General features: G+C 56.2%; 18 protein-coding genes and 1 tRNA gene. 5 read left to right on the forward strand and 14 right to left on the reverse strand.

All coding sequences use genetic code 11. The features are described 5' to 3' along the window. Nucleotides 1–67 precede the first annotated feature (67 nt). On the reverse strand, nucleotides 68–343 hold the full coding sequence (locus ACQ4WR_RS12190) for a HigA family addiction module antitoxin (protein ID WP_436487513.1): 276 nt from the start codon (nucleotides 341–343) through the stop codon (nucleotides 68–70). Nucleotides 344–611: 268 nt separating this feature from the next. Here ACQ4WR_RS12190 and ACQ4WR_RS12195 point away from each other — a divergent pair, with 268 nt between their 5' ends. Beyond that, nucleotides 612–803 carry a hypothetical protein gene (locus tag ACQ4WR_RS12195; RefSeq protein ID WP_436487515.1) on the forward strand — a complete coding sequence of 64 codons (192 nt, stop codon included), beginning with the start codon at nucleotides 612–614 and terminating at the stop codon, nucleotides 801–803. 63 nt (nucleotides 804–866) lie between these two features. Here the strand turns inward: ACQ4WR_RS12195 and ACQ4WR_RS12200 are convergent, their stop codons facing one another. The 9 genes from ACQ4WR_RS12200 to ACQ4WR_RS12240 form a co-directional block, all read right to left on the reverse strand. Next, nucleotides 867–1166 (reverse strand): type II toxin-antitoxin system MqsA family antitoxin, encoded by a 300-nt coding sequence (locus tag ACQ4WR_RS12200; RefSeq protein ID WP_436487516.1) that lies wholly within the window; start codon nucleotides 1164–1166, stop codon nucleotides 867–869. Between the two features lie 47 nt (nucleotides 1167–1213). After that, nucleotides 1214–2458, reverse strand: a complete 1245-nt coding sequence (locus ACQ4WR_RS12205) for a type II secretion system protein GspD (RefSeq protein ID WP_436487518.1) — start codon at nucleotides 2456–2458, stop codon at nucleotides 1214–1216. 1 nt (nucleotide 2459) lies between these two features. Next, nucleotides 2460–3473, reverse strand: a complete 1014-nt coding sequence (locus tag ACQ4WR_RS12210) for a zonular occludens toxin domain-containing protein (RefSeq protein ID WP_436487520.1) — start codon at nucleotides 3471–3473, stop codon at nucleotides 2460–2462. A 22-nt stretch (nucleotides 3474–3495) separates the two neighbouring features. Further along, nucleotides 3496–3723, reverse strand: a complete 228-nt coding sequence (locus ACQ4WR_RS12215; protein ID WP_436487522.1) for a hypothetical protein — start codon at nucleotides 3721–3723, stop codon at nucleotides 3496–3498. A 103-nt stretch (nucleotides 3724–3826) separates the two neighbouring features. Next, nucleotides 3827–4159 carry a DUF5455 family protein gene (locus ACQ4WR_RS12220; protein ID WP_436487524.1) on the reverse strand — a complete coding sequence of 111 codons (333 nt, stop codon included), beginning with the start codon at nucleotides 4157–4159 and terminating at the stop codon, nucleotides 3827–3829. A 6-nt stretch (nucleotides 4160–4165) separates the two neighbouring features. Further along, nucleotides 4166–5611: a hypothetical protein gene (locus ACQ4WR_RS12225; protein ID WP_436487526.1), complete on the reverse strand. Its 1446-nt coding sequence runs from the start codon at nucleotides 5609–5611 to the stop codon at nucleotides 4166–4168. An 11-nt stretch (nucleotides 5612–5622) separates the two neighbouring features. Further along, on the reverse strand, nucleotides 5623–5832 hold the full coding sequence (locus tag ACQ4WR_RS12230; protein WP_436487528.1) for a major coat protein: 210 nt from the start codon (nucleotides 5830–5832) through the stop codon (nucleotides 5623–5625). 428 nt (nucleotides 5833–6260) lie between these two features. Continuing rightward, a complete protein-coding gene (locus ACQ4WR_RS12235) occupies nucleotides 6261–6563 on the reverse strand; it encodes a hypothetical protein (RefSeq protein WP_332870872.1) in 303 nt (100 codons plus the stop codon). A gap of 58 nt (nucleotides 6564–6621) precedes the next feature. Further along, nucleotides 6622–8037: a replication initiation factor domain-containing protein gene (locus tag ACQ4WR_RS12240; RefSeq protein WP_436487530.1), complete on the reverse strand. Its 1416-nt coding sequence runs from the start codon at nucleotides 8035–8037 to the stop codon at nucleotides 6622–6624. A 482-nt stretch (nucleotides 8038–8519) separates the two neighbouring features. Between ACQ4WR_RS12240 and ACQ4WR_RS12245 the strand changes: the two genes are divergently transcribed. Next, a complete protein-coding gene (locus tag ACQ4WR_RS12245) occupies nucleotides 8520–9038 on the forward strand; it encodes a hypothetical protein (protein WP_436487531.1) in 519 nt (172 codons plus the stop codon). Between the two features lie 177 nt (nucleotides 9039–9215). Here the strand turns inward: ACQ4WR_RS12245 and ACQ4WR_RS12250 are convergent. Next, nucleotides 9216–9291: transfer RNA gene (locus ACQ4WR_RS12250), tRNA-Arg, on the reverse strand. A gap of 199 nt (nucleotides 9292–9490) precedes the next feature. On the opposite strand from ACQ4WR_RS12250, the gene ACQ4WR_RS12255 reads away from it, so the two are divergent. Beyond that, entirely contained in the window at nucleotides 9491–10054 is a 564-nt protein-coding gene (locus ACQ4WR_RS12255; RefSeq protein ID WP_102292725.1) for a c-type cytochrome, read from the forward strand. 183 nt (nucleotides 10055–10237) lie between these two features. Here ACQ4WR_RS12255 and ACQ4WR_RS12260 read toward each other — a convergent pair whose 3' ends face one another. The 3 genes from ACQ4WR_RS12260 to ACQ4WR_RS12270 all read right to left on the reverse strand — a co-directional run bounded on the left by ACQ4WR_RS12260 (nucleotide 10238) and on the right by ACQ4WR_RS12270 (nucleotide 15693). Next, a complete protein-coding gene (locus ACQ4WR_RS12260; protein ID WP_102292726.1) occupies nucleotides 10238–12307 on the reverse strand; it encodes a M13 family metallopeptidase in 2070 nt (689 codons plus the stop codon). A gap of 301 nt (nucleotides 12308–12608) precedes the next feature. Next, the gene (locus ACQ4WR_RS12265) at nucleotides 12609–14681 is read right to left on the reverse strand and encodes a M13 family metallopeptidase (RefSeq protein ID WP_102292727.1); all 2073 of its coding nucleotides are present in this window, start codon (nucleotides 14679–14681) and stop codon (nucleotides 12609–12611) included. A 433-nt stretch (nucleotides 14682–15114) separates the two neighbouring features. Further along, on the reverse strand, nucleotides 15115–15693 hold the full coding sequence (locus ACQ4WR_RS12270; RefSeq protein WP_436487533.1) for a hypothetical protein: 579 nt from the start codon (nucleotides 15691–15693) through the stop codon (nucleotides 15115–15117). A gap of 327 nt (nucleotides 15694–16020) precedes the next feature. Between ACQ4WR_RS12270 and ACQ4WR_RS12275 the strand changes: the two genes are divergently transcribed. Further along, a complete protein-coding gene (locus ACQ4WR_RS12275) occupies nucleotides 16021–17472 on the forward strand; it encodes a S41 family peptidase (protein ID WP_436487534.1) in 1452 nt (483 codons plus the stop codon). 203 nt (nucleotides 17473–17675) lie between these two features. After that, entirely contained in the window at nucleotides 17676–18797 is a 1122-nt protein-coding gene (locus tag ACQ4WR_RS12280) for a beta-ketoacyl-ACP synthase III (RefSeq protein WP_436487535.1), read from the forward strand. Nucleotides 18798–18959: the final 162 nt, after the last annotated feature.

Consider the following 18959-nt stretch of genomic DNA (forward strand, 5'->3'; position numbering starts at 1 on the left):
ATACCGTGGGTACTGCTGTGGACGATTGTCCTTGAGCCAAGCCGCCAGGACGAGAGGATTAATCTCCCTAAGGATCGCTTTTTCCGACAGATATCTCGGAGTCACGAAGGTCGAATGCGCTTTGCAGGTTCAACCAGCCTTGAGCCTCGCTACCAAAATATCGTTCTAGGCGAAAGGCTGTGTCAGCACTCACGCCACGCACGCCTTTGGTGATCTCGCGGACACGCGAATACGGAACATGCAGGGCCAAAGCCACAGCACGCACGCTGAGGCCCATGGGCTTGATGTAGTCCTCCACCAGGATCTCGCCTGGGTGAACAGGACGCATACCGTTCTTGAACATGATGAACTCCGTTTCTGCTATTGAGCCACGCCCCTGAGCATACGGAGCTCCAAACTTGCGACAACAACCGGCCGGCATCGTCGCTGGCCGGGACGACCGGCCAAAACGCTCCTACATGCCACCGTGAGACAAAAAGGGTTCCGCTTCGCTCCAGCCCTCGCGGGCCTCAAATCGCCCTTTTTTCAGTGAGCACACTCCACGGCCGGCTTGCAGAAGGCCGTTACCCGAGGGTAGTATGAATATACGTGCAGACAATTTGAAGATGATTATGAGCATTGAACCCATCAACACGCCAGCTGACTATAGTAAAGCACTGCAAGAAATCGAGTCACTTATGATGGCCAAATTAGGCACGCTAGAAGGTGACCGCCTGGACGCTCTCGCCACGATGATCGAAGAGTATGAAGCTAAACACTTCATGATGCCTCTCGATCTAGCCTTCCCCCTTCTTCACGGATAGCATGCTCTCGCCACATGGCTTCATACGCCTCATTTATAAAACGAAGCGACGAGCAAATTCAGTTTAGATGTAACCAGATGGCTTGCGCCGCCCTTCAACAACCCCCTTCCGAAACACAAGCATAAGGTCCTCAAGACGCACGCTATGCTCATCGCACGTCACAACATCATTACATTCTGGGCAAAATAACCCCTTTACGGCAGGAATCAAGGTTTCATATCCATCCCACTCATATCGCCAATCTCTTGTGTCTGGCACTAGGACCGCGCACCCGCAAGAAGGACACCCCAAGTCTGTAGTTTCACACGTAAAAACTTGAGGCTCGTTCGGCTCGCCATACCACCTACTCTGCTTGCATGCCATTTTTTTACTCCTTTTTCACTTCACTTTCGCACGCGAAAGTGAGTAGGTTATCGATCGACTGACGCTGTAAGGATTAGCAACAGCTCCGTCGAATCAGCCTGATGAGCGTGCCCAAACGGAAGGCCAAAGAGCGTTGCCGTGGAATTTGTCGTCTTTGATGTATTAAGTCCACCTAATACAACTACCTCGCCATCGTCAAGCAACTGGACGGTTTGAACTTCGCGCTTGCTGAGAGTAGGACTGCCGTTGACGCCGTTGGTCGTAGCGACGAACGAAGACACCTGTGCCTTGATAACGGCCTCAACACGTGAACCGTTTGGGCCACGTACGACACGCGGAACTACATCGAGGATAACGCCGGATGGGCGGTAGACGACTGCCTGAGAAGTGTTGCCCTTGTTGTCCAGCTGGATATCGCCAAGGGTCGGAACATCCTCGCCAGTTACTATACTGAATCGCTCGCCCGAGTAGACAGCGCCCGAAGGAGCTGCGATCTGTTTGAATCGACTGTCACGTTTGATGGCGTCAATAACAGCCGAAAAATTCGTACCCTTGAGCGAGATAGCAGCAGCCGAAGATGGAGTCCCGAGAGTGACGCCCAACTGCGAACCGAGAACGTTAGCAAGAACCGACATTCCAAAGCCATCACGACCGGTGCTGGTCACCTCTACAAACGTAGCATTGATCTTAACGCGACCAGCAACAGTGTCGATTTTTTCAAGAAGCGGATGCAGTTTGTCCATGTCCTCAGTATCAAGCTTGAGGACGACCACAGGTCCGGAAACGTGGCAGGCGCCGGGGGAGAACATCGCGCCAACGAACGCACAGATGAATTCCCCAGTACGCGCCACAGGCGTGTATACGTCGTAATCTTTTCTAACAAGAGGTGCAGTTGATACTGGTTGCAAGCCACCGAACGCTACCGGAAGCGGAGAATTAAGGTCGACTGGCATAGCGGGTAGCGAACTACCGTGCAGAGCCTGGGGGGCAGCTAACGACTTAGGGGCGAGATAGACGACACCGCCAGTTTCACGTTGCTCTACACCAAGCTGATCGAGAAAACCGACGAGGAAGGGTAACAGCTCGGATTCCTTGACAGAAATACGCACAGATACCTTCTTGCCCTGAGCCATCAGCTCTGGCGTCTGAACATAGTTCTTGTGAAGCACCTCTCCATAGGTTGCGTCGAGAAACTTATTGAGATCTACCTTGGAGAAGTTAAATGCAATGGGCTTGGCGGTTGCCGACAAGGCTGTCATGGCGAACACAGCAGCCGCAATGAGATTTTTCATATCAGTCCTTTTTGTAAATCCATTTAGAGCCGACCTTGACACGAATGCCTCCATCGTCTCTCGCGAAGTCGGTAGTACGTATTACCCTGCCATCGCTGAGGTATGCGACAACAACGTTATCAAGAAACATGACACCATCGATCGAAATCGAGTTGTCAACGTCACCCGTCTTGAACTGGTTAAGCGTGGCTGAGCCGTGCTTGAGAAGATCATTTTGACTACCCTTATAGAGCCACCAGCTAGCCGACCAACTGAACAACGCGCCGATGACAAGAGCCGACCCGACGTACATGGCTGCGATGGCTTTCGCGATTTGGAATTTGTTCATTGAATGTCCCACGAGAGAGTAAGGCGCCAAATACGAGAATCGTCCTGGCGACGTAGCGGCATCGAATTTCTGCTCCGTGTCGTATGCCTTGTACAGTCCAGTGCCACGGAAGAACCAGCGGTCGACGACGGGGTCGCGCTGGCCAAGGCCATACCGAACAATACCGACATGAACTTTCGGCGGTCGAATATTGAAGCCGGCAAGCTTGCCAAGCAGCCCGACGAACGGAATAGCAAGCCGGTCCATGCGCTTGCAGGTGACAAGATGTTCACCGAAGGCGTCGCGTATCTGCTTGTCGAGCATGCCCTCTGTCTGGACAATGATGTACACGTGCCAGCGAAGTTTGCGCGCATGCTTGAGCCAGTCGATCATCCCCTGTCGTGACTTGTCAGCCCACTCACGAGCATTGAAACTACCGGATGCCTCATCAAGAACGATCATGCCGAATTTATCCTCATCAGCAAACGATTCGGAGCCACGCCCCAGTGCATCGAGATCAGCAAGCGAGGGTAAATCAGGAAGGCGCGTGAGCGAAATTCGGCGGCAGTCTACCGGCAGCATTTTCTCGACAAAAATGTCGAGGTTGGTGGCGACCCGACGACCATTTAGAAGCGCTTCCTTGATCTTGGAAACGCATATCAAGCTCTTACCGCTTCCAAGTTTTCCAGTAACAATGTAGAAGGCCACTTAACATCCAAACGAGTAATTGTTAGTCATAGCGTTGCTCATCAATTCTCTGACGTATGAGCGTAAGATGAGCATCAACAACGCTTACATGCTTGGTTTCCCCAAGTGCAATGCACCAGCGGCGAAAATCCTGCATTCTGCCTTCGAGCTTATGCAGTTGTTGAAGACGAACTTCCATACCTGTTACTCGAGCAAAGGAGTGGTAACTCATTCCTTCGCCGAGACGTCCACGAAACACGATAATTGCCATAAGCGACTCCAATAAAAATTAGTAAGTACAGGGATTAGCTTTACCAACCACATCCCTACACATCTGGAACAGCATGGGCTGACCAATGCATCCATGTTTCCACCTAACGGCCTGCAGACTCCCAGAAAAGGCCGACATAAAACGTGGAGCGGTCATACACCCACCGAGTTATCTCTGCGCTGAAAATGACGGATATGCAAACGGAAACATGCGCGGGCCAGAGCACAGCAATGGCGAATGAAATCGAATAGTCACTGATCGCATATTGGACCGTCGTTATGAGGGCAAAGATGGCCGTGAAGAAGGCTGCAGCCAACCCACCAAGAAAGGTAATGACCGCGATCACCAGCGAAAGGCGCTTGCCAAGATACTTAACGAAGAATTCGAAAAGACTACCAAGAAGACCGATAAAAAAACTGCCGAGCAACTGCATCATGACTCCTTAGCGACGTGCTGGCCGCGTGATAATTTTGAACAAATGCAAAGCGGTGAAACAGTAGGCGAGAAACGATATAGCCTGCTGCATCATAGGAACGTACTTGCACCAATCGATAACGAAAGCCATTCCAAGTACGTTGTACGACAGCGCACTACAGGCAACTGGCTGAACTGGGATGGCCCAGTTCCAACTGAATGCAGTGGGCATGTGAGATTGGATAGCCCCCAAGACACCTTCATGAGCAGCCTGAACACCGGCAATTGAGGTGTCTGTATCTGCGGTCTTGCCATCTAGACCGGAATCATCGATGCCGCACTTAACCTGCGATGCACCACCACATGAACCGCCGGACGAGGAGCCAGTGCCTGTGCCTGTACCCGTTCCTGTGCCGGAACCTGTACCTGTTCCTGGGCCGGTTCCAGTGTCGCCAGGAGTACCGCCAGTACCACTGGTGCCCGTCTGCCCCGGGTAGCCACCAGTGCCGGGATTGTACGGACCAGTCTGGACACATTTCCAAGACCCGTCCTGCTGGGTCTGACAAATGTTGAACCCTCCGTTAGCAGTGGGCTCAGCACTCATCTTTTCCCCTGTGGAATTCGACGGCGAAGAGAGCTTTTTTCCTGATACGAGCGACTCCTTGAGGCCATCGCAATTGGGGTTTGCGGAATCAAAATCAAAGGTCTGAGTACCGGCGCTGTACAAAACCTCGCAAGTTGTACTTGCTGGCTTTTTCACCTGAGTAGCATTGGCTAAATTACAGGTAGTGCCGCTTAATGAATAACCTGCGGGACATGTGGGAGTAGCGACAGTCTTGTACCAGACAGCCCGCCAATCGTTAGCCGATATGAAGTATCCACCAGACCACGACCAACCAACATGTGCCGAGGCCGTGCTATTTTTCGCCGCAGTATCGGCAGCAGTCTGAACCATGCCAGGCTGGTATGTCTGGATAACGTCATACTGCGTAACTGTCGTTCCATTATTTTGGGAGTACTGATACGAGCCAACTCCAGCACTGGCAACAGCACCTAGTGATCCATTTCCGGGCAAAGCTTCAGCCAGTGGAAACGTGGCTTTAGGAGTAGCATCACGGCCTCCATTAGCCGGGTTGTCCCATTTTTTCGTGTCTGGATTCTTGCGAGTGGAGTCCGGGTTAAGCTTAACGACGATGGGCTTTTTGCCGAACGCATTATCGACGGCAGTAGGATCAATCGCTGGTGTAGTAGCCTTGCAGGCTCCGATAGAGGTAAAACCGTTGCACTCATACCATAGCCAACCGCTGATAACCCCGATTTGGGCCATAACAATGTCGGTAATGAGCATATTGGTGCCACTGATCAGCCAAGCCGCAGCGAAGGCCGGAAGAATCGCATGCGCCAATGGAGCGACGAAGACGAAACAAAGGACTAGGGCTGCTAGCCGTTTTTTGCTGAACAGTGGCACGCGCATGATGAGGTGCCTTAGATTTTAGCGACGAAACGTTTGAACAGCTTAAGTACCACGGTCAGACCGATGACAACGCCGACCACCGGAAACACGGTGTCAAACATGCTCTTGCCATCAGCGGAAATCGATGCAACCGTAGTCGCAACCGAAGCCGGTATTTCAGCCATTGCAGAGCCAGCCGCGGCAATCGACAGAACAAAACCAGCGATCAATTTGTTTTTCATTTGTATATCATCCATGTTTAAATTTGCTCAAGAAACCTGCGGAAATAGTTGACAATGAAGCCGCAACAAAAACCGCCGGCATAGACGGCGAGCAATAAACCGCCCAATTCAATTGCGTCCTGCGCGGTCATCGGAGACTCAACCCGGCCTGAAAGCCAAGTGCCCAGATAACCACGCACGACACGACCAGCGCGATATCCTGAATCGGATAATCAGAAAGCATGGCTCCCCCTGCAGATCACATACTTGGTAGAACTTCCGTTACGAAAAAACCCTCATGACAGTTCAAAGCGGCAGTATCGACCGCCTCAGCAAGGCCCTCAAATCGTCCCGCCTCATGCGCCCAGGGAGTGAAGCCCACATCCCCTTCACAAGGCATTAAAAACAATGCAGATTCCTTGTCCTGGACGATGAACTTGACTTCCGGCCTATGCGGCCACATTTTTGACGCCCTGGCCGGAAGGCTTTGCAGGCTCGATCGGCTTCAATGCATGAATGATGGTCTTCTGCGTTTTCCCGTTCGTGACAATCTCCATGTCGGCAATAGCCATGAACGGAAGTGCATCGGCGAGGTGTTTGTATTTCTGGTATTCGTCGGCCTTGCCCAGCCCGTATTCGGCGCATGCAGTCCCCATGGCAGTGTCTTTGCTGGTGTCCAGCTCGGTCTCGACATACACCTTGGTGCTGTCAAATTCTGTGCCGTTATCCATCTTGCCTTTGGAGAACTTCATGCCTGTTACTTTGATGGTTGAGCTAAATTTCATTGGGTACCCTTACGTTTTTCATGGCCTACGCAAAACCGTGTTCCCCATTGAGGCCGAAAGATGGGACGGTGTTAATAAAATGGAAAAATGATGGGACATACGGAGGCGGCTCGACGTGAACGGGAGCTGGTCCGGTGTCTGCAAAACTGAGGAACGGTTTCAGTCGCTTTGGAAAAGCGTTTTCGTCCTCATTGGTAATCAGATCGAGCGTTTCCTTGTCCCCGAACAACGCCCGAAAGACACGGATATATTTGCCGTACTGGCGCTTCGTCACAGCGATAGAGTCATGCACGGTAATGTGCTGGGCGCGTGCCTTCACTTCCATGCGGGCGGGCGTTTCGACGGTGGCAAACGTTGCCAAACACGGATATGCACCGACAAAAAACGAGCTCGGGTCAAGCAATACGTCGGGTCGAATAATCGTATTCGTATTTTTAAACTCAATCTCGCAGCGGCACCACAAGGACAACTTGTCGCCCTCTTTTTTACCCCGCTCATAGAAGCGGCAATATTTGCTGGAAGTGCGCTGACCTATCGTCAGAGTACGTCCCTTGCCGCTAGGACGTTTCCAGTTTCCAATTTCTTGAATCTCAGGAGGACGTCCACCTTTTTTAAAACTGTATCCGCCATCCCACCACTGCTGCTCTGCCCAATCAACGGACAGGTAGGAGCCATCAAGATCATCGTGCGCAAGATCGATGCGGGAAATAGTGGGCCTGATTGCCGTTTTCGTGAGGAAATCGTATAGCCGCTTTTCCCAACCAGCAACGGCATTCAAGCACCCCTGACCAGTCAACGTAATCAACATTGTCGAGCGCTGGCTCCCGAAGCAAACGAAGCCCATATCGTCTCCAAGGACCCATGAGTCACGGTAAAAGTTCATGCCCTTACCGCGATTGGCCGTTATGCCGAAGCCGAAAATTTTTTCGAGTTGCCGACTGGCTTCAACAATGATCTGATCATCAGAAATAAGCTGCTCGCGTGCGGTCTTGAACCAGGTATCTTCCAATACCGAAAAATTGATCCAGTCGATCACGCAGGTTTGAGCTGCTGATGGACGACGAACCATCACCGACTTGATCTTTCCGCTATCTGTCATTACCAGCTCGACTTCACCCAAGTCTTCGTCACAGATGCTCGACCAGGCCTCAGATTCGGCGCTTTCTAAGTTTTCCCCCATGTTATTAATGGGGGGGCATCCGGCGGCGCTTACATGCGCTATTTGCGGCACTAACCCGGCACTTTCGGCCTCTGCACCGATCCGCACCGGCAGCGCTGGCGCGCTGACGGAACGGTCGGAGCATGCGGCCGCAGGTTTTCCGACACCGTAAATCTGCGATTTAACGGAGCGAGCCTGAGTGGAACAACCGGATGCTTCTGCATAGGGGCTGAATGCCTCCTTGCGACGCCCCTTGATAAGGGTGTTACGTACCGGCCTCATGCGCGTACCTCGGTCTTACGAGGGCGTCCGGGCCGTCTTGGAGACAGAATTACTGGAGCAATGAAAGGGAGAGGTTGTTGTTGCACGTGCTTGGCCAACCAAGCACGAACATCCTCCAAACGAAAGAGAAGACGCTTATTTCCTGGCAAGCGGCAAATCGGAGGAAGGGATTCAGGTTTACGCGATGCGTCACTACGAATGCTCGCTGGGGACTTATGAATCAATGATGCAAGATGTTCAACGGCTAAAATTTCAGGTAATCGTTGACTGTCAATAGACTCTGTTTGATGCATAATCCGCTTTCATGGAACATAAATATTGTCGCTAGCACTGAATTTAACTTCAAAAAAATCATAAACAATTCAATTGACTACAAATATAATTCAAAACAGAATTTGCGGTCAAGCAAATTTTGATGTATCCATTACAAATTCCAGGTTTCGCGGAAAATTCCGCTCACACGAGCATCTAAGAGTTGAAAAATGAAAAATTTTCCTTCTAGGTATGAAGGCATCAGCAAACGCCTCCGGTACATCATTGAGTACAAAGTTCCAGTAAAAGGCCGCATAGGGTGGCTTGAGGAACAGACAGGAATACCGAGAGGAACGTGGCAAACATTCTTGCGCAGAACAGATGCAACGCCAGGTGGCGACATGGTGCAGGCAGTTGCAAGACTTTTCCCTCGATATGCTTTCTGGCTGGCCAGTGGCCTCACAGATCAAGACTTTGGCCATACTTACCCGCGGCATTCAGGTTCAAAGTGCTTCCCAGAGCTACCAGCACACGAAGATCAGAAGCGTTTTGATGACTATTTCAGTCATTGCATGGACTTGCAGATGAAAGTGCATGGAAGTGGAGATTTAATGACGGAAGAAGAACAGCGTGCATCCGATGACCGGCTCAAAGAGCTCAAGCGTCTCAGAAGAAATGAGATTGAAATGTTGCGAATTGAGGAAGAAAATCGGGCAACAGAGCAACGAAACAAGACTGAAAAAGTCTAACCCGTGCAACTGATTGATGTTGATAGGCCCAGAAATTTGGGCTTAGGAAGATTTGTCATTTAGAAAACAAATTAACTGGCACAATTTTGGCACAGTGAGTGTGCCAAAATAAACGAAACAATGCATTACATCGCTAATCAATGCAGCAGCTAAGTCGTTGATTTTTTAGGAAAAAACTGGTGCGGCTGGCGGGGATCGAACCCACGACCCTTGGCTTCGGAGGCCAATACTCTATCCACTGAGCTACAGCCGCGTAGGGGGAATTTCTGAAGTGATGCGAAGGATACCGTTTTTCTTTACCTACGTCTACGGAAACTGTCGTATCGCCGGCAATTGCATGTCACTGCTCAATTTTTGTGCCTATAATTGTGGGTTTCATAAAGGTTTACATCCAGGCATGTAAAAATGCTACCTTACACGGCCATCAGTTTCAAATCTGGACTAAGGACATCATGAGCGACGCACATAACGAACAACAATCAGCGATCAAAACGCCTAAACAATTGCTTGCCGCCGTAGCTGGCTTCTTTCTCATCACCGTCATCGGCATCATCCTGCTGGTGCAGTTCGTCACGGCGCAAAAACTGACGGGCGCGGGCACGGACAGCCAGTCGCCGGAAGCCATTGCCGAGCGCCTCAGTCCCGTGGCCAATGCCGGCTATACCTTCAAGGATGCCAGCGGTCCGAAAGTGCTGCAAAGCGGCGAAGCCGTGTACACGGCCACCTGCGTGGCATGCCATGGCGCCGGCGTGGCCGGTGCGCCGAAATTTGGCGATGCGGCCGGCTGGTCGGCCCGCCTGGCGCAGGGTTACGATACCGTCCTGAAGCACGCCATCGAAGGCTTGCGCGCCATGCCGGCCAAGGGCGGCAATCCAGACCTCGACGATGTGGAAGTGGCGCGCGCCGTCGTCTACATCGCCAACGCGTCGGGCGGCAAGTTCAAGGAACCGGAAGTGCCGGCACCTGCCGCAGCCGCTGACGGCGCTGCCGCTCCTGCCGCCGAGCCTGCCAAATAATTCAGCCGGCGCGCTGAACCAGGAACCGCCCGGATGGGCGGTTTTTTTTCGCCTGCGCATAAGCAGGCGATTTGTCGGATTACGCGTTTCGCTCATCCGACTTACGCGACGTTCTCGACGGAAGTGAAAAAGCCGCCCGGCTTGATAGCGGGGCGGCTCGGCGCTAGCGCGTTGGCACTGCTGTTACCACATGATGACGCGGTCTTTTGGCGGCAGGTACATCTTGTCGCCCGGCTTCACGTCGAAGGCTTGATAGAAGCCGGGCTGGTTGCGCATGGTGCCGTTGGCGCGGAACTGGCCTGGCGAGTGCGGGTCCGTTTTCAGCAAGACCAGTTGCTGCGCTTCGCGCATCTTCATGCGCCAGACCTGGGCAAAGCCCGCGTAAAAGCGCTGTTCGCCCGTGAAGCCGTCGATGATCGGGGCTTTCTTGCCGTTCAGCGACAATTTGTACGCTTTATACGCGATGGCCACGCCGGAGTTGTCGGCGATGTTCTCGCCCAGGGTCAGCTCGCCATTCACATGGTGGCCAGGGATGGGGCTAAAGCCGTTGTACTGCGCCACCAGCTGCTTGGTTTTCTTGGCGAAGTTTTTATGGTCGGCCTTGGTCCACCAGTCGCGCAGGTTGCCGTCGCCGTCGTACTGGGCGCCCTGGTCGTCGAAGCCGTGGCTGATTTCATGGCCGATGACGCCGCCGATGGCGCCGTAGTTGACAGCGTCATCCGCGTTGGCGTCGAAGAACGGCGCTTGCAGGATGGCAGCCGGGAAAACGATTTCGTTCAGTTCCGGGTTGTAATAGGCGTTGACGGTCTGTGGCGTCATGCCCCACTCGTCGCGGTCGATCGGCTGGCCCAGCTTGTTCAATTCACGGTTGTAGTTCAGCAGGTGCGAACGCTGGATGTTGCCCACCAGGTCGTCCGCCTTCACGTCCAGGCCGGAATAATCGCGCCATTTGTTCGGATAGCCGATCTTGGTGGTGAACTTGGCCAGCTTGATCTGCGCCTGTTTCTTGGTGACGGGGCTCATCCAGTCGAGCTTGTCGATGCTTTGCTGGTAGGCCGTCATCAGGTTTTTCACCAGCGCTTCCATGCGCACCTTGCGCTCGGCCGGGAAATATTGCTCCACGTACAGCTGGCCCACGGCTTCGCCCAGCGCGCCTTCGACGGCGCCCACACCACGCTTCCAGCGCGGACGCATTTCCGTCACGCCCGTCAGGGTGGTGCCATAGAAGGCAAAGTTTTCATCCACATACGCTTTTGGCAGGTAGCCGGCATTGGCGTGCAGCAAATGCCATTGGAAGTACGCTTTCCACGTCTCCAGCGGGGTCTTGTTGGCGATCTCGGCAAAGCCTTTCAGGTAGCTGGGCTGGCTGACGATCACATAATTGACCTTGCCGGCGATGCCCGTGTCCTTCAGGTAGCGGGCCCAGTCGTAGCCTGGCGCCACTTCCGCCAGTTTCGCCAGTTCCACCTTGTTGTAAGTCTTGACGGGATCGCGGTTCTGCACATTGCTCCATTGCGCCTTGGCCAGATCCGTTTCCAGCGCCAGGATAGCCTTGGCATTGGCGGCTGCGTTCGCGTCGCCGGCCAGGCTCAGCATTTTTTCCACGTGGGCCAGGTATTTGGCGCGCGTGTCGGCCTTGCCTGCTTCCAGGTAGTAGTCGCGGTCAGGCAGGCCCAGGCCGCTTTGCACGATGTCGGCCACATATTTGGTGGAATCCTTGGCGTCCTGATGGATGCCGAAGTCGTAAGGCGAAGTCACGCCCAGCTTGCTGAAATGGGCGATCACGGCCGGCAGTTCCGCCTTGTCCTGCAGCGCGGCGATTTTCGCCAGTTCCGCGTTCAAGGGCGTCAGGCCCAGGCTTTCCAGCTTGGCTTCGTCCATGAAGCTGCTATAAAAATCACCGATTTTCTGCGCGTTCGAACCGGCCGCGCGGGCCTTGTCGGCGGCCGCGCCTTCGACGATGCCGCGCAGCTGGGTTTGCGTATCGTCGGCCAGTTTGGCAAAGCTGCCCCAGCTCGACTTGTCTGCAGGAATCACGGTTTCGGCCAGCCATTTGCCGTTCAGGTGCTGGAACAGGTCGTCCTGCGCGCGCACGGCAGGGTTGACGTATTCGATGGCGATGCCGGAGGTCAGCGCGGCAGGCGCGGCGGCCGTGGTGGCAACGGCTTTCTTGGCGGTATCAGCAGCGCCAGCCATGCCGGACACGCCAGCCAGCAAGCTCAGGGTCAATGCACTTAACAAATAACGATTCACGGTAATCCTCAATATTGTATTGTGTGGAATATAAGGGTCAGAACGCCCAAGGCTTCTGGCCCGGTTTTTGACTGTAGCATACCGGCCGAAACGGCAGAAATAACTTTTGCCAGAATGTAAAAAAGACCACGCACGGTGGTCTTTTTTGTTGTGACAAGATAACGTTTACATGGCTAGGTCGGGTTAGCCCAGAGGGCGTAAGCCGACAACATTGTTAGCACCGGCGGTATTGTCGGATTACGCGCTTGCGCGCCTCGGCGGCCCCGCTAATCCGACCTGCTTAGCTAAATCTCAATGGCACTTACCAGATGATGACGCGGTTTTCCGGGGCGACATACATCTTGTCGCCTGGTTTCACGCCAAACGCTTCATAGAAGGCAGGCTGGTTGACCATGGTGCCATTGGCGCGGTACTGGCCCGGCGAATGCGGGTCGGTCTTGATCTGCACGATCTGCTGCGCTTCGCGCATCTTGCTGCGCCACACCTGGCCAAAGCCCATGTAGAAGCGCTGGTCGCCCGTCAAGCCATCGAGCACGGGTGCCGGCTTGCCGCCCAGCGAGATCTTGTACGCCTTGTACGCGATCGCCACGCCCGAATTGTCGGCGATGTTCTCGCCCAGGGTCAGCGCGCCGTTGACGTTGTAGCCCGGCAATGGGCTGTAGCCATCGTATTGCTTGGTCAGCGCGTCGGCCTTGGCGGCGAAGTTCTTGCGGTCGGCCGGCGTCCACCAGTCGCGCAGGTTGCCGTCGCCATCGGACTGGCTGCCCTTGTCGTCGAAGCCGTGGCTGATTTCATGGCCGATGACGGCGCCGATGGCGCCATAGTTGACGGCGTCGTCCGCATTGGCGTCAAAGAACGGCGGCTGCAGGATGGAAGCGGGGAAGACGATTTCATTCATCGTCGAGCTGTAATAGGCGTTCACCGTTTGCGGCGTCATGCCCCACTCTTCGCGGTTGATCGGCTTGCCCAGCTTGGCCACCTGGCGTGCCGAATTGAAGTTGGCGGCGCGCATCATGTTGCCCACCAGGTCGCCCTGCACGATCTGCAGCTTCGAGTAATCGCGCCAGACGTTCGGGTAAGCGATCTTCGGTGTAAACTTGGCCAGCTTGGCTTGCGCTTCCTTCTTGGTTTCCGGGCTCATCCAGTCCAGGGTATCGATGCTTTCCTTGTAGGCGGCCAGCACGTTTTTCACCAGCTCCTGCATGTGCGCCTTGCGCTCTGCCGGGAAATATTGCGCCACATACAGCTTGCCCACCGCTTCGCCCAATACGGCCTCGACCGAACCCACGCCACGCTTCCAGCGCGGCTGGTTTTCCGTCACGCCGCTGAGCACCGTGCCGTAGAAGGCAAAGTTCTCATCGACAAAGTTCTTCGACAGGTAGCTGGCATAGCTGCGCAGCAAGTGCCATTCGAAGTAGGCCTTCAGGGTGTCGAGGTCGGTTGCGGCCAGCACCTTGTTGAAACCGGCCAGGTAGCTCGGCTGGTTGACGATGACGTAATCGACCTTGTTGGCGATGCCCGAGGCAGCCAGACCCGCTTTCAGGTCGTAGCCCGGCGTCAGGTCGTTCAGCTTGGCGATATCGGTCTTGTTGTAGCGTTTTACCGGGTCGCGGTTCTCGACCTTGGTCCATTGCACTTCGGCCAGGGCAGTTTCCAGGGCAACCACCGCCTTGGCGTGCGCGGCAGCGTTCTTGTCGCCGGCCATGCCGAGCATTTTTTCCACGTGCGCCTGGTATTTTTCCTTCACGCCCGCCTGCTTGGCTTCCAGGTAGTAGTCACGATCGGGCATGCCCAGGCCGCTTTGGCTGACATACGCGGCATATTTGGTCGACGCGCGCGCATCCTGGCCAATGTAGACGGCGTACGGCGCGCCCACGCCATTCTGGCTCAGGTGGGCGATCAGGGCCGGTACACCCTTTTTGTCGCGCAGCGAGCGGATGCGGTTCAGTTCGCCCGCCAGCGGCTTCACGCCCAGCGCGTCCAGCTTGGCTTCATCCATGTAGCTGGCGTACAGGTCGCCAATTTTCTGCGCTTCGGAGCCGGCTTTCCGGTTCTTGTCCTGCTGCGTGGCTTCGATGATGCCGCGCAATTGCGGCGTCGTGTCGTCGCGCAGCTTGGCGAACGAACCCCAGCTCGATTTGTCGGCTGGGATCTCGGTCGTGGCCAGCCACTTGCCATTCAAATGGGTGAAGAAATCATCCTGCACGCGCACGGCGGGGTCGATGTACTGCACGTCGATGCCGGAGACAACGCCGGCGGCGGCAGGCGCGGCCGGGGCGACGGTCGGTGCCGCAGCGGCGGTGGCCGGTTCGGCGGCGTTGGCAAACGCAGCCAACAGGGACAGGGTCAGACTGCTTAAGAGGTATCGGTTCACGGATTGTCCTTATGGGGCATGTCAAAGAGATCAGGCGGGTAGCCTCTGGCGGAGTGCCTCATATGAAGAGCCCGCCGCGCCAGGCGCTTCAGAAATGTAGCACGCCAACACAAGGCTTGACCATCCCCGGCGCCCCGGCGGCGGCACAATGCGCGCGCTCAGCCAGCCCTGTATAAACTTGGTTAGACAACAATGACGCCAGACAGTATGCGCCTGCCGCGCCGCTGGCAAGGCTGGGATGGGTGCCGGCGCCTGGCTGTCCGGCAGACAGGCGCCAGCATGGCGGGCGCGGCGCGGCTGGAGGCGAATGCTCCACGCCTGGCCGCAGGCTGCGGCGCAGGCATTTTTTTACTTTACGATACATAAGCACAACAATTGACTAACAAATCCGTGGCGGCGCTTACAACACTTTCACCACAACACTGCCAGCCGATCAGTTGCCGGGGACATTCATGCCCGCGCCGCCGGCGCCCATGCTCACGCCCATGCCGCCCTTGCCGCCGCCTTTGCGTGCGCCGTGTTCGCCAGGCGGCGCCCCGCGCGACTCGCCGCGCGGCACGGCCGCATCCATGACGCGCGCCATTTGCCCGGCAATGAACTGGGCCACCATCTGGCGCTGGCGTTCGTCCAGCGCGTCGTTGACGCTCAGCCACCACTCGCGTACCTGCTTGTCTTCGGCCAGGCTGAGCGCGCCCTCATTGTCCAGGCCTCCCGCCAGGTCGCGCAGTTCCAGCCCGGGCGCCTGCAAGCCCTGCGCCACGCCCGCTTGCAGGCGTTCGCGGCGCGCCTTGCGTTCGCGCAAGAGCTGGCGGGTTTTGCCTTCCACCTGCTGCCACAAGGTGCTTTGATTGGCATTGAGCTTCAATTCCGTCTTGAAATCGGGCGCCATGGGCAGCAAGTCTTCCAGACGCATGTCGGCGATCGGCACGGCCGAGGCTGTCAAAGCCGTAGTGCCCAGCAGCAAAGCCAGGCAGAGGCGGCGCAAGGCAGGGGGAAAGGTCAACGATGGCATGGGGGCTCCGGCGAAAAAAAAGCCTGCGTCCGAAGACGCAGGCAAAACCACTTCGGGTCGAGAATGCGAATCCACTATAGGGCCGCCGCACACGCTTTTTTTCGACTCTTACAAATGCTTACTCCCCTCAAGACTAACTATACATCGCATACAAAACCGCAACACTTGGCAAGCTGGCCGCCGCCGTTTACGCCCTACACTTGCCCATGGAACCCATTTTCCCCGGCCTGCCAACGCCAGCCGGGATTCAGGTCTATACTTTCAGGAAAGCGCCGCTCCACGGGGACTGGCGCTGGCGCAAGACACTACCGCAGCAAAGGTGCAAAGATGGGCAAACTCAAAAATACCGGCTTGATCGGCCTGGGCGTGGTGGCTGGTGTCGCCGTATCGCTGCAATTTTCCGCGATGGCACAAAAAACCGTCGAACCGCCCCTGCCGCTGGAAGAGTTGCGCCAGCTGGCCGACGTGTTCGGCCTGATCAAGTCCGATTATGTCGAGCCGGTGGAAGACAAGAAACTGCTGGAAGAAGCCATTTCCGGCATGGTCGCCTCGCTCGACCCCCATTCCGCCTACCTGGACAAGAAAGCCTACGCCGAGCTGCGCGAAGGCTCCGAAGGCAAGTTTGTCGGCCTGGGCATTGAAATTGGCCTGAGCGAAGACGGCTACATCAAGATCGTCTCGCCCATCGAGGATTCGCCCGCCTACCGCGCCGGCATCAAGGCTGGCGACCTGATCACCCGCCTCGACGGCCAGCCCGTCAAGGGCGTGGCACTGGACGACAACGTCAAGCGCATGCGTGGCGAACCGGGCACCAAGGTCGCCATCACCATCGCCCGCAAGGATGAAGCGCAACCCTTGTCCTTCGTCATCACGCGCGAGGAAATCCACCAGAAGAGCGTCAAGGCCAGAATGGTCGAGCCGGGCTATGCGTGGCTGCGCGTGTCGCAATTCCAGGAACCGACGGTGGACGACATGGCGGCGCAGATCACGGCGCTGTACAAGCAAGACCCGCACCTGAAGGGCATGGTGCTCGACCTGCGCAACGATCCCGGCGGCGTGCTGCAGGGCGCCATCGGCGTGTCGGCCGCCTTCCTGCCCAAGGATGCGGCCATCGTCTCGACGAATGGCCAGTTGCCCGATTCGAAGCAGGTGTTCTACGGCCGCGCCGAATACTATATGTTCCGCTCGGAAGGCGATGCGCTGGCGAAACTGCCGGCGGCCATCAAGAAAGTACCGTTGGTGGTGCTCGTCAACACAGGTTCGGCCTCGGCCTCGGAAATCGTCGCCGGCGCCCTGCAGGACTACAAGCGCGCCACCATCATCGGCACGCAAACCTTCGGCAAGGGTTCCGTGCAAACCATCCGCCAGCTGACGGCGGACACGGCCGTCAAGCTGACGACGGCGCGCTACTACACGCCAAATGGCCGTTCGATCCAGGCCAAGGGCATCGTGCCCGACCTGCTGGTCGATGAAAACGCGGACGGCGACGGCTTGAACGGCCTGCGCATCCGCGAAGCCGACCTGACCAAGCACCTGAGCAACGACCGCGACCAGGGCAGCGCCAACGACGGCGCGAAGGCCGCCCCCGTCAACGACGAGATGGAAGAGCAGCTGCGCATCCTGGCCCTGGAAAAAACCCGCAAGCCGCTGGAGTTTGGCAGCAAGGACGATTTCCAGCTGAACCAGGCGCTGAACCATTTGAAGGGTTTGCCGGTCCAACTGGCGAAGGCCGAGCCTGTGGTGGTGCAGGCCGACGTCAAGAAGGAACAGAAAAAGTAGGCAATTTGGGGGCAGACCCGCCGGGTCTGCCCCCACCCAGCGGGGGCACCATGCCCCGTTATCCCGTCCACGCGACAAAAATCAAGCTGGCGCAACACATCGCCGCTCCCGGCAACACGAAACTCTCTACAGTCGAGCACGTTTGTGTAAAATTTGCTTCACTTATCGGCGCCACGTCGATTGCCAAATTTGAAAGTTTAACCATGAAACAAGTCGTCATCAGCGGTACCGGACTGTACACGCCGCCATTTTCGATCTCCAACGAAGAACTGGTCACCTGCTTCAATGCCTACGCGGAAAAGTTCAATACCGATAACGCCGACGCGATTGCCGCGGGCGAGGTGACGGCGCTGGACCTGTCGAGCGTGGCCTTCATCGAAAAGGCCTCCGGCATCAAGTCGCGCTATGTGATGGAAAAAGAGGGCATCCTCGATCCGACGCGCATGGTGTCGCGCATCCCCGAACGCGGCGATGACGAATTGTCGCTGCAGGCTGAAATGGCGGTCGCCGCCGCGCGCGATGCGCTGGCGCGCGCCGGCCGCACGCCAGCCGATATCGACATGGTGCTGGTGGCCTGCAGCAATATGCAGCGCGCCTACCCGGCCATGGCCGTCGAAGTGCAGGACGCGCTGGGCATCGACGGTTATGGTTTCGACATGAACGTGGCGTGCTCGTCGGCTACCTTCGGCATCCAGCAAGCCGTGGCCGCCGTGCAAAGCGGCCAGGCGCGCGCCGTGCTGGTATTGAATCCCGAAATCACCAGCGGCCACCTGAACTGGCGCGACCGCGACAGCCATTTCATTTTCGGCGATGCCTGCACCGCCATCGTCGTCGAAGCGAAAGACACGGCCGTATCGCAGCACCAATTCGAGATCATCGGCACGGAACTGAAAACGCGCTTTTCGAACGCCATCCGCAACAATTTCGGCTTCCTCAACCGTTTTGACGAGTCCGGCGTGGGCAAGGCCGACAAACTGTTCCGCCAGCAAGGCCGCAAGGTCTTCAAGGAAGTGTGCCCGATGGCCGCCGAAATGATCAAGGCGACCCTGGCCAAGGCCGGCGTGGAGGTGGCGCAAGTCTCCCGCTACTGGCTGCACCAGGCCAACCTGAACATGAACTTGCTGATCGCGCGCCTGATCCTGGGCCGCGACGCGGAAGCGAACGAAGCGCCCGTGATTCTCGACACCTACGCCAACACCTCGTCGGCCGGCTCCATCATCGCCTTCCATAAATATCAGGATGACATGGCGGCGGGCGCCACGGGCGTCATCTGCTCGTTCGGCGCCGGCTACTCCATCGGCTGCGTGATCGTACGCAAGGTCTGAGCGCATCCGTGTAACAGCGCCTGATTCCTTGAATTAGGCGCTGTTCATGGCCGATAGCGGTGCGTTCGCGGCCACCTGCACGAAGATGTGGCGCAGGTTTTTTTCAAAAAAAGCGGCAGGATTATTCCAGCCGCAGCTTTGTTGCGTTTATACTTACCCCCT

The organism is Janthinobacterium amylolyticum (assembly GCF_051380655.1).
In the GTDB taxonomy this organism is placed as follows: Bacteria; Pseudomonadota; Gammaproteobacteria; order Burkholderiales; family Burkholderiaceae_D; genus Janthinobacterium.

Excerpts from the sequence above, each read along its gene's own strand:
- ACQ4WR_RS12225 (WP_436487526.1), bottom strand. The coding sequence starts at position 5,611 with ATGCGCGTGCCACTGTTCAGCAAAAAACGGCTAGCAGCCCTAGTCCTT.
- ACQ4WR_RS12220 (WP_436487524.1), bottom strand. The coding sequence starts at position 4,159 with ATGATGCAGTTGCTCGGCAGTTTTTTTATCGGTCTTCTTGGTAGTCTT.
- ACQ4WR_RS12230 (WP_436487528.1), bottom strand. The coding sequence starts at position 5,832 with ATGAAAAACAAATTGATCGCTGGTTTTGTTCTGTCGATTGCCGCGGCT.
- ACQ4WR_RS12235 (WP_332870872.1), bottom strand. The coding sequence starts at position 6,563 with ATGAAGTTCTCCAAAGGCAAGATGGATAACGGCACAGAATTTGACAGC.
- ACQ4WR_RS12275 (WP_436487534.1), top strand. The coding sequence starts at position 16,021 with ATGGGCAAACTCAAAAATACCGGCTTGATCGGCCTGGGCGTGGTGGCT.
- ACQ4WR_RS12240 (WP_436487530.1), bottom strand. The coding sequence starts at position 8,037 with ATGAGGCCGGTACGTAACACCCTTATCAAGGGGCGTCGCAAGGAGGCA.
- ACQ4WR_RS12215 (WP_436487522.1), bottom strand. The coding sequence starts at position 3,723 with ATGGCAATTATCGTGTTTCGTGGACGTCTCGGCGAAGGAATGAGTTAC.
- ACQ4WR_RS12280 (WP_436487535.1), top strand. The coding sequence starts at position 17,676 with ATGAAACAAGTCGTCATCAGCGGTACCGGACTGTACACGCCGCCATTT.
- ACQ4WR_RS12195 (WP_436487515.1), top strand. The coding sequence starts at position 612 with ATGAGCATTGAACCCATCAACACGCCAGCTGACTATAGTAAAGCACTG.
- ACQ4WR_RS12255 (WP_102292725.1), top strand. The coding sequence starts at position 9,491 with ATGAGCGACGCACATAACGAACAACAATCAGCGATCAAAACGCCTAAA.
- ACQ4WR_RS12200 (WP_436487516.1), bottom strand. The coding sequence starts at position 1,166 with ATGGCATGCAAGCAGAGTAGGTGGTATGGCGAGCCGAACGAGCCTCAA.
- ACQ4WR_RS12245 (WP_436487531.1), top strand. The coding sequence starts at position 8,520 with ATGAAAAATTTTCCTTCTAGGTATGAAGGCATCAGCAAACGCCTCCGG.
- ACQ4WR_RS12190 (WP_436487513.1), bottom strand. The coding sequence starts at position 343 with ATGTTCAAGAACGGTATGCGTCCTGTTCACCCAGGCGAGATCCTGGTG.
- ACQ4WR_RS12270 (WP_436487533.1), bottom strand. The coding sequence starts at position 15,693 with ATGCCATCGTTGACCTTTCCCCCTGCCTTGCGCCGCCTCTGCCTGGCT.
- ACQ4WR_RS12205 (WP_436487518.1), bottom strand. The coding sequence starts at position 2,458 with ATGAAAAATCTCATTGCGGCTGCTGTGTTCGCCATGACAGCCTTGTCG.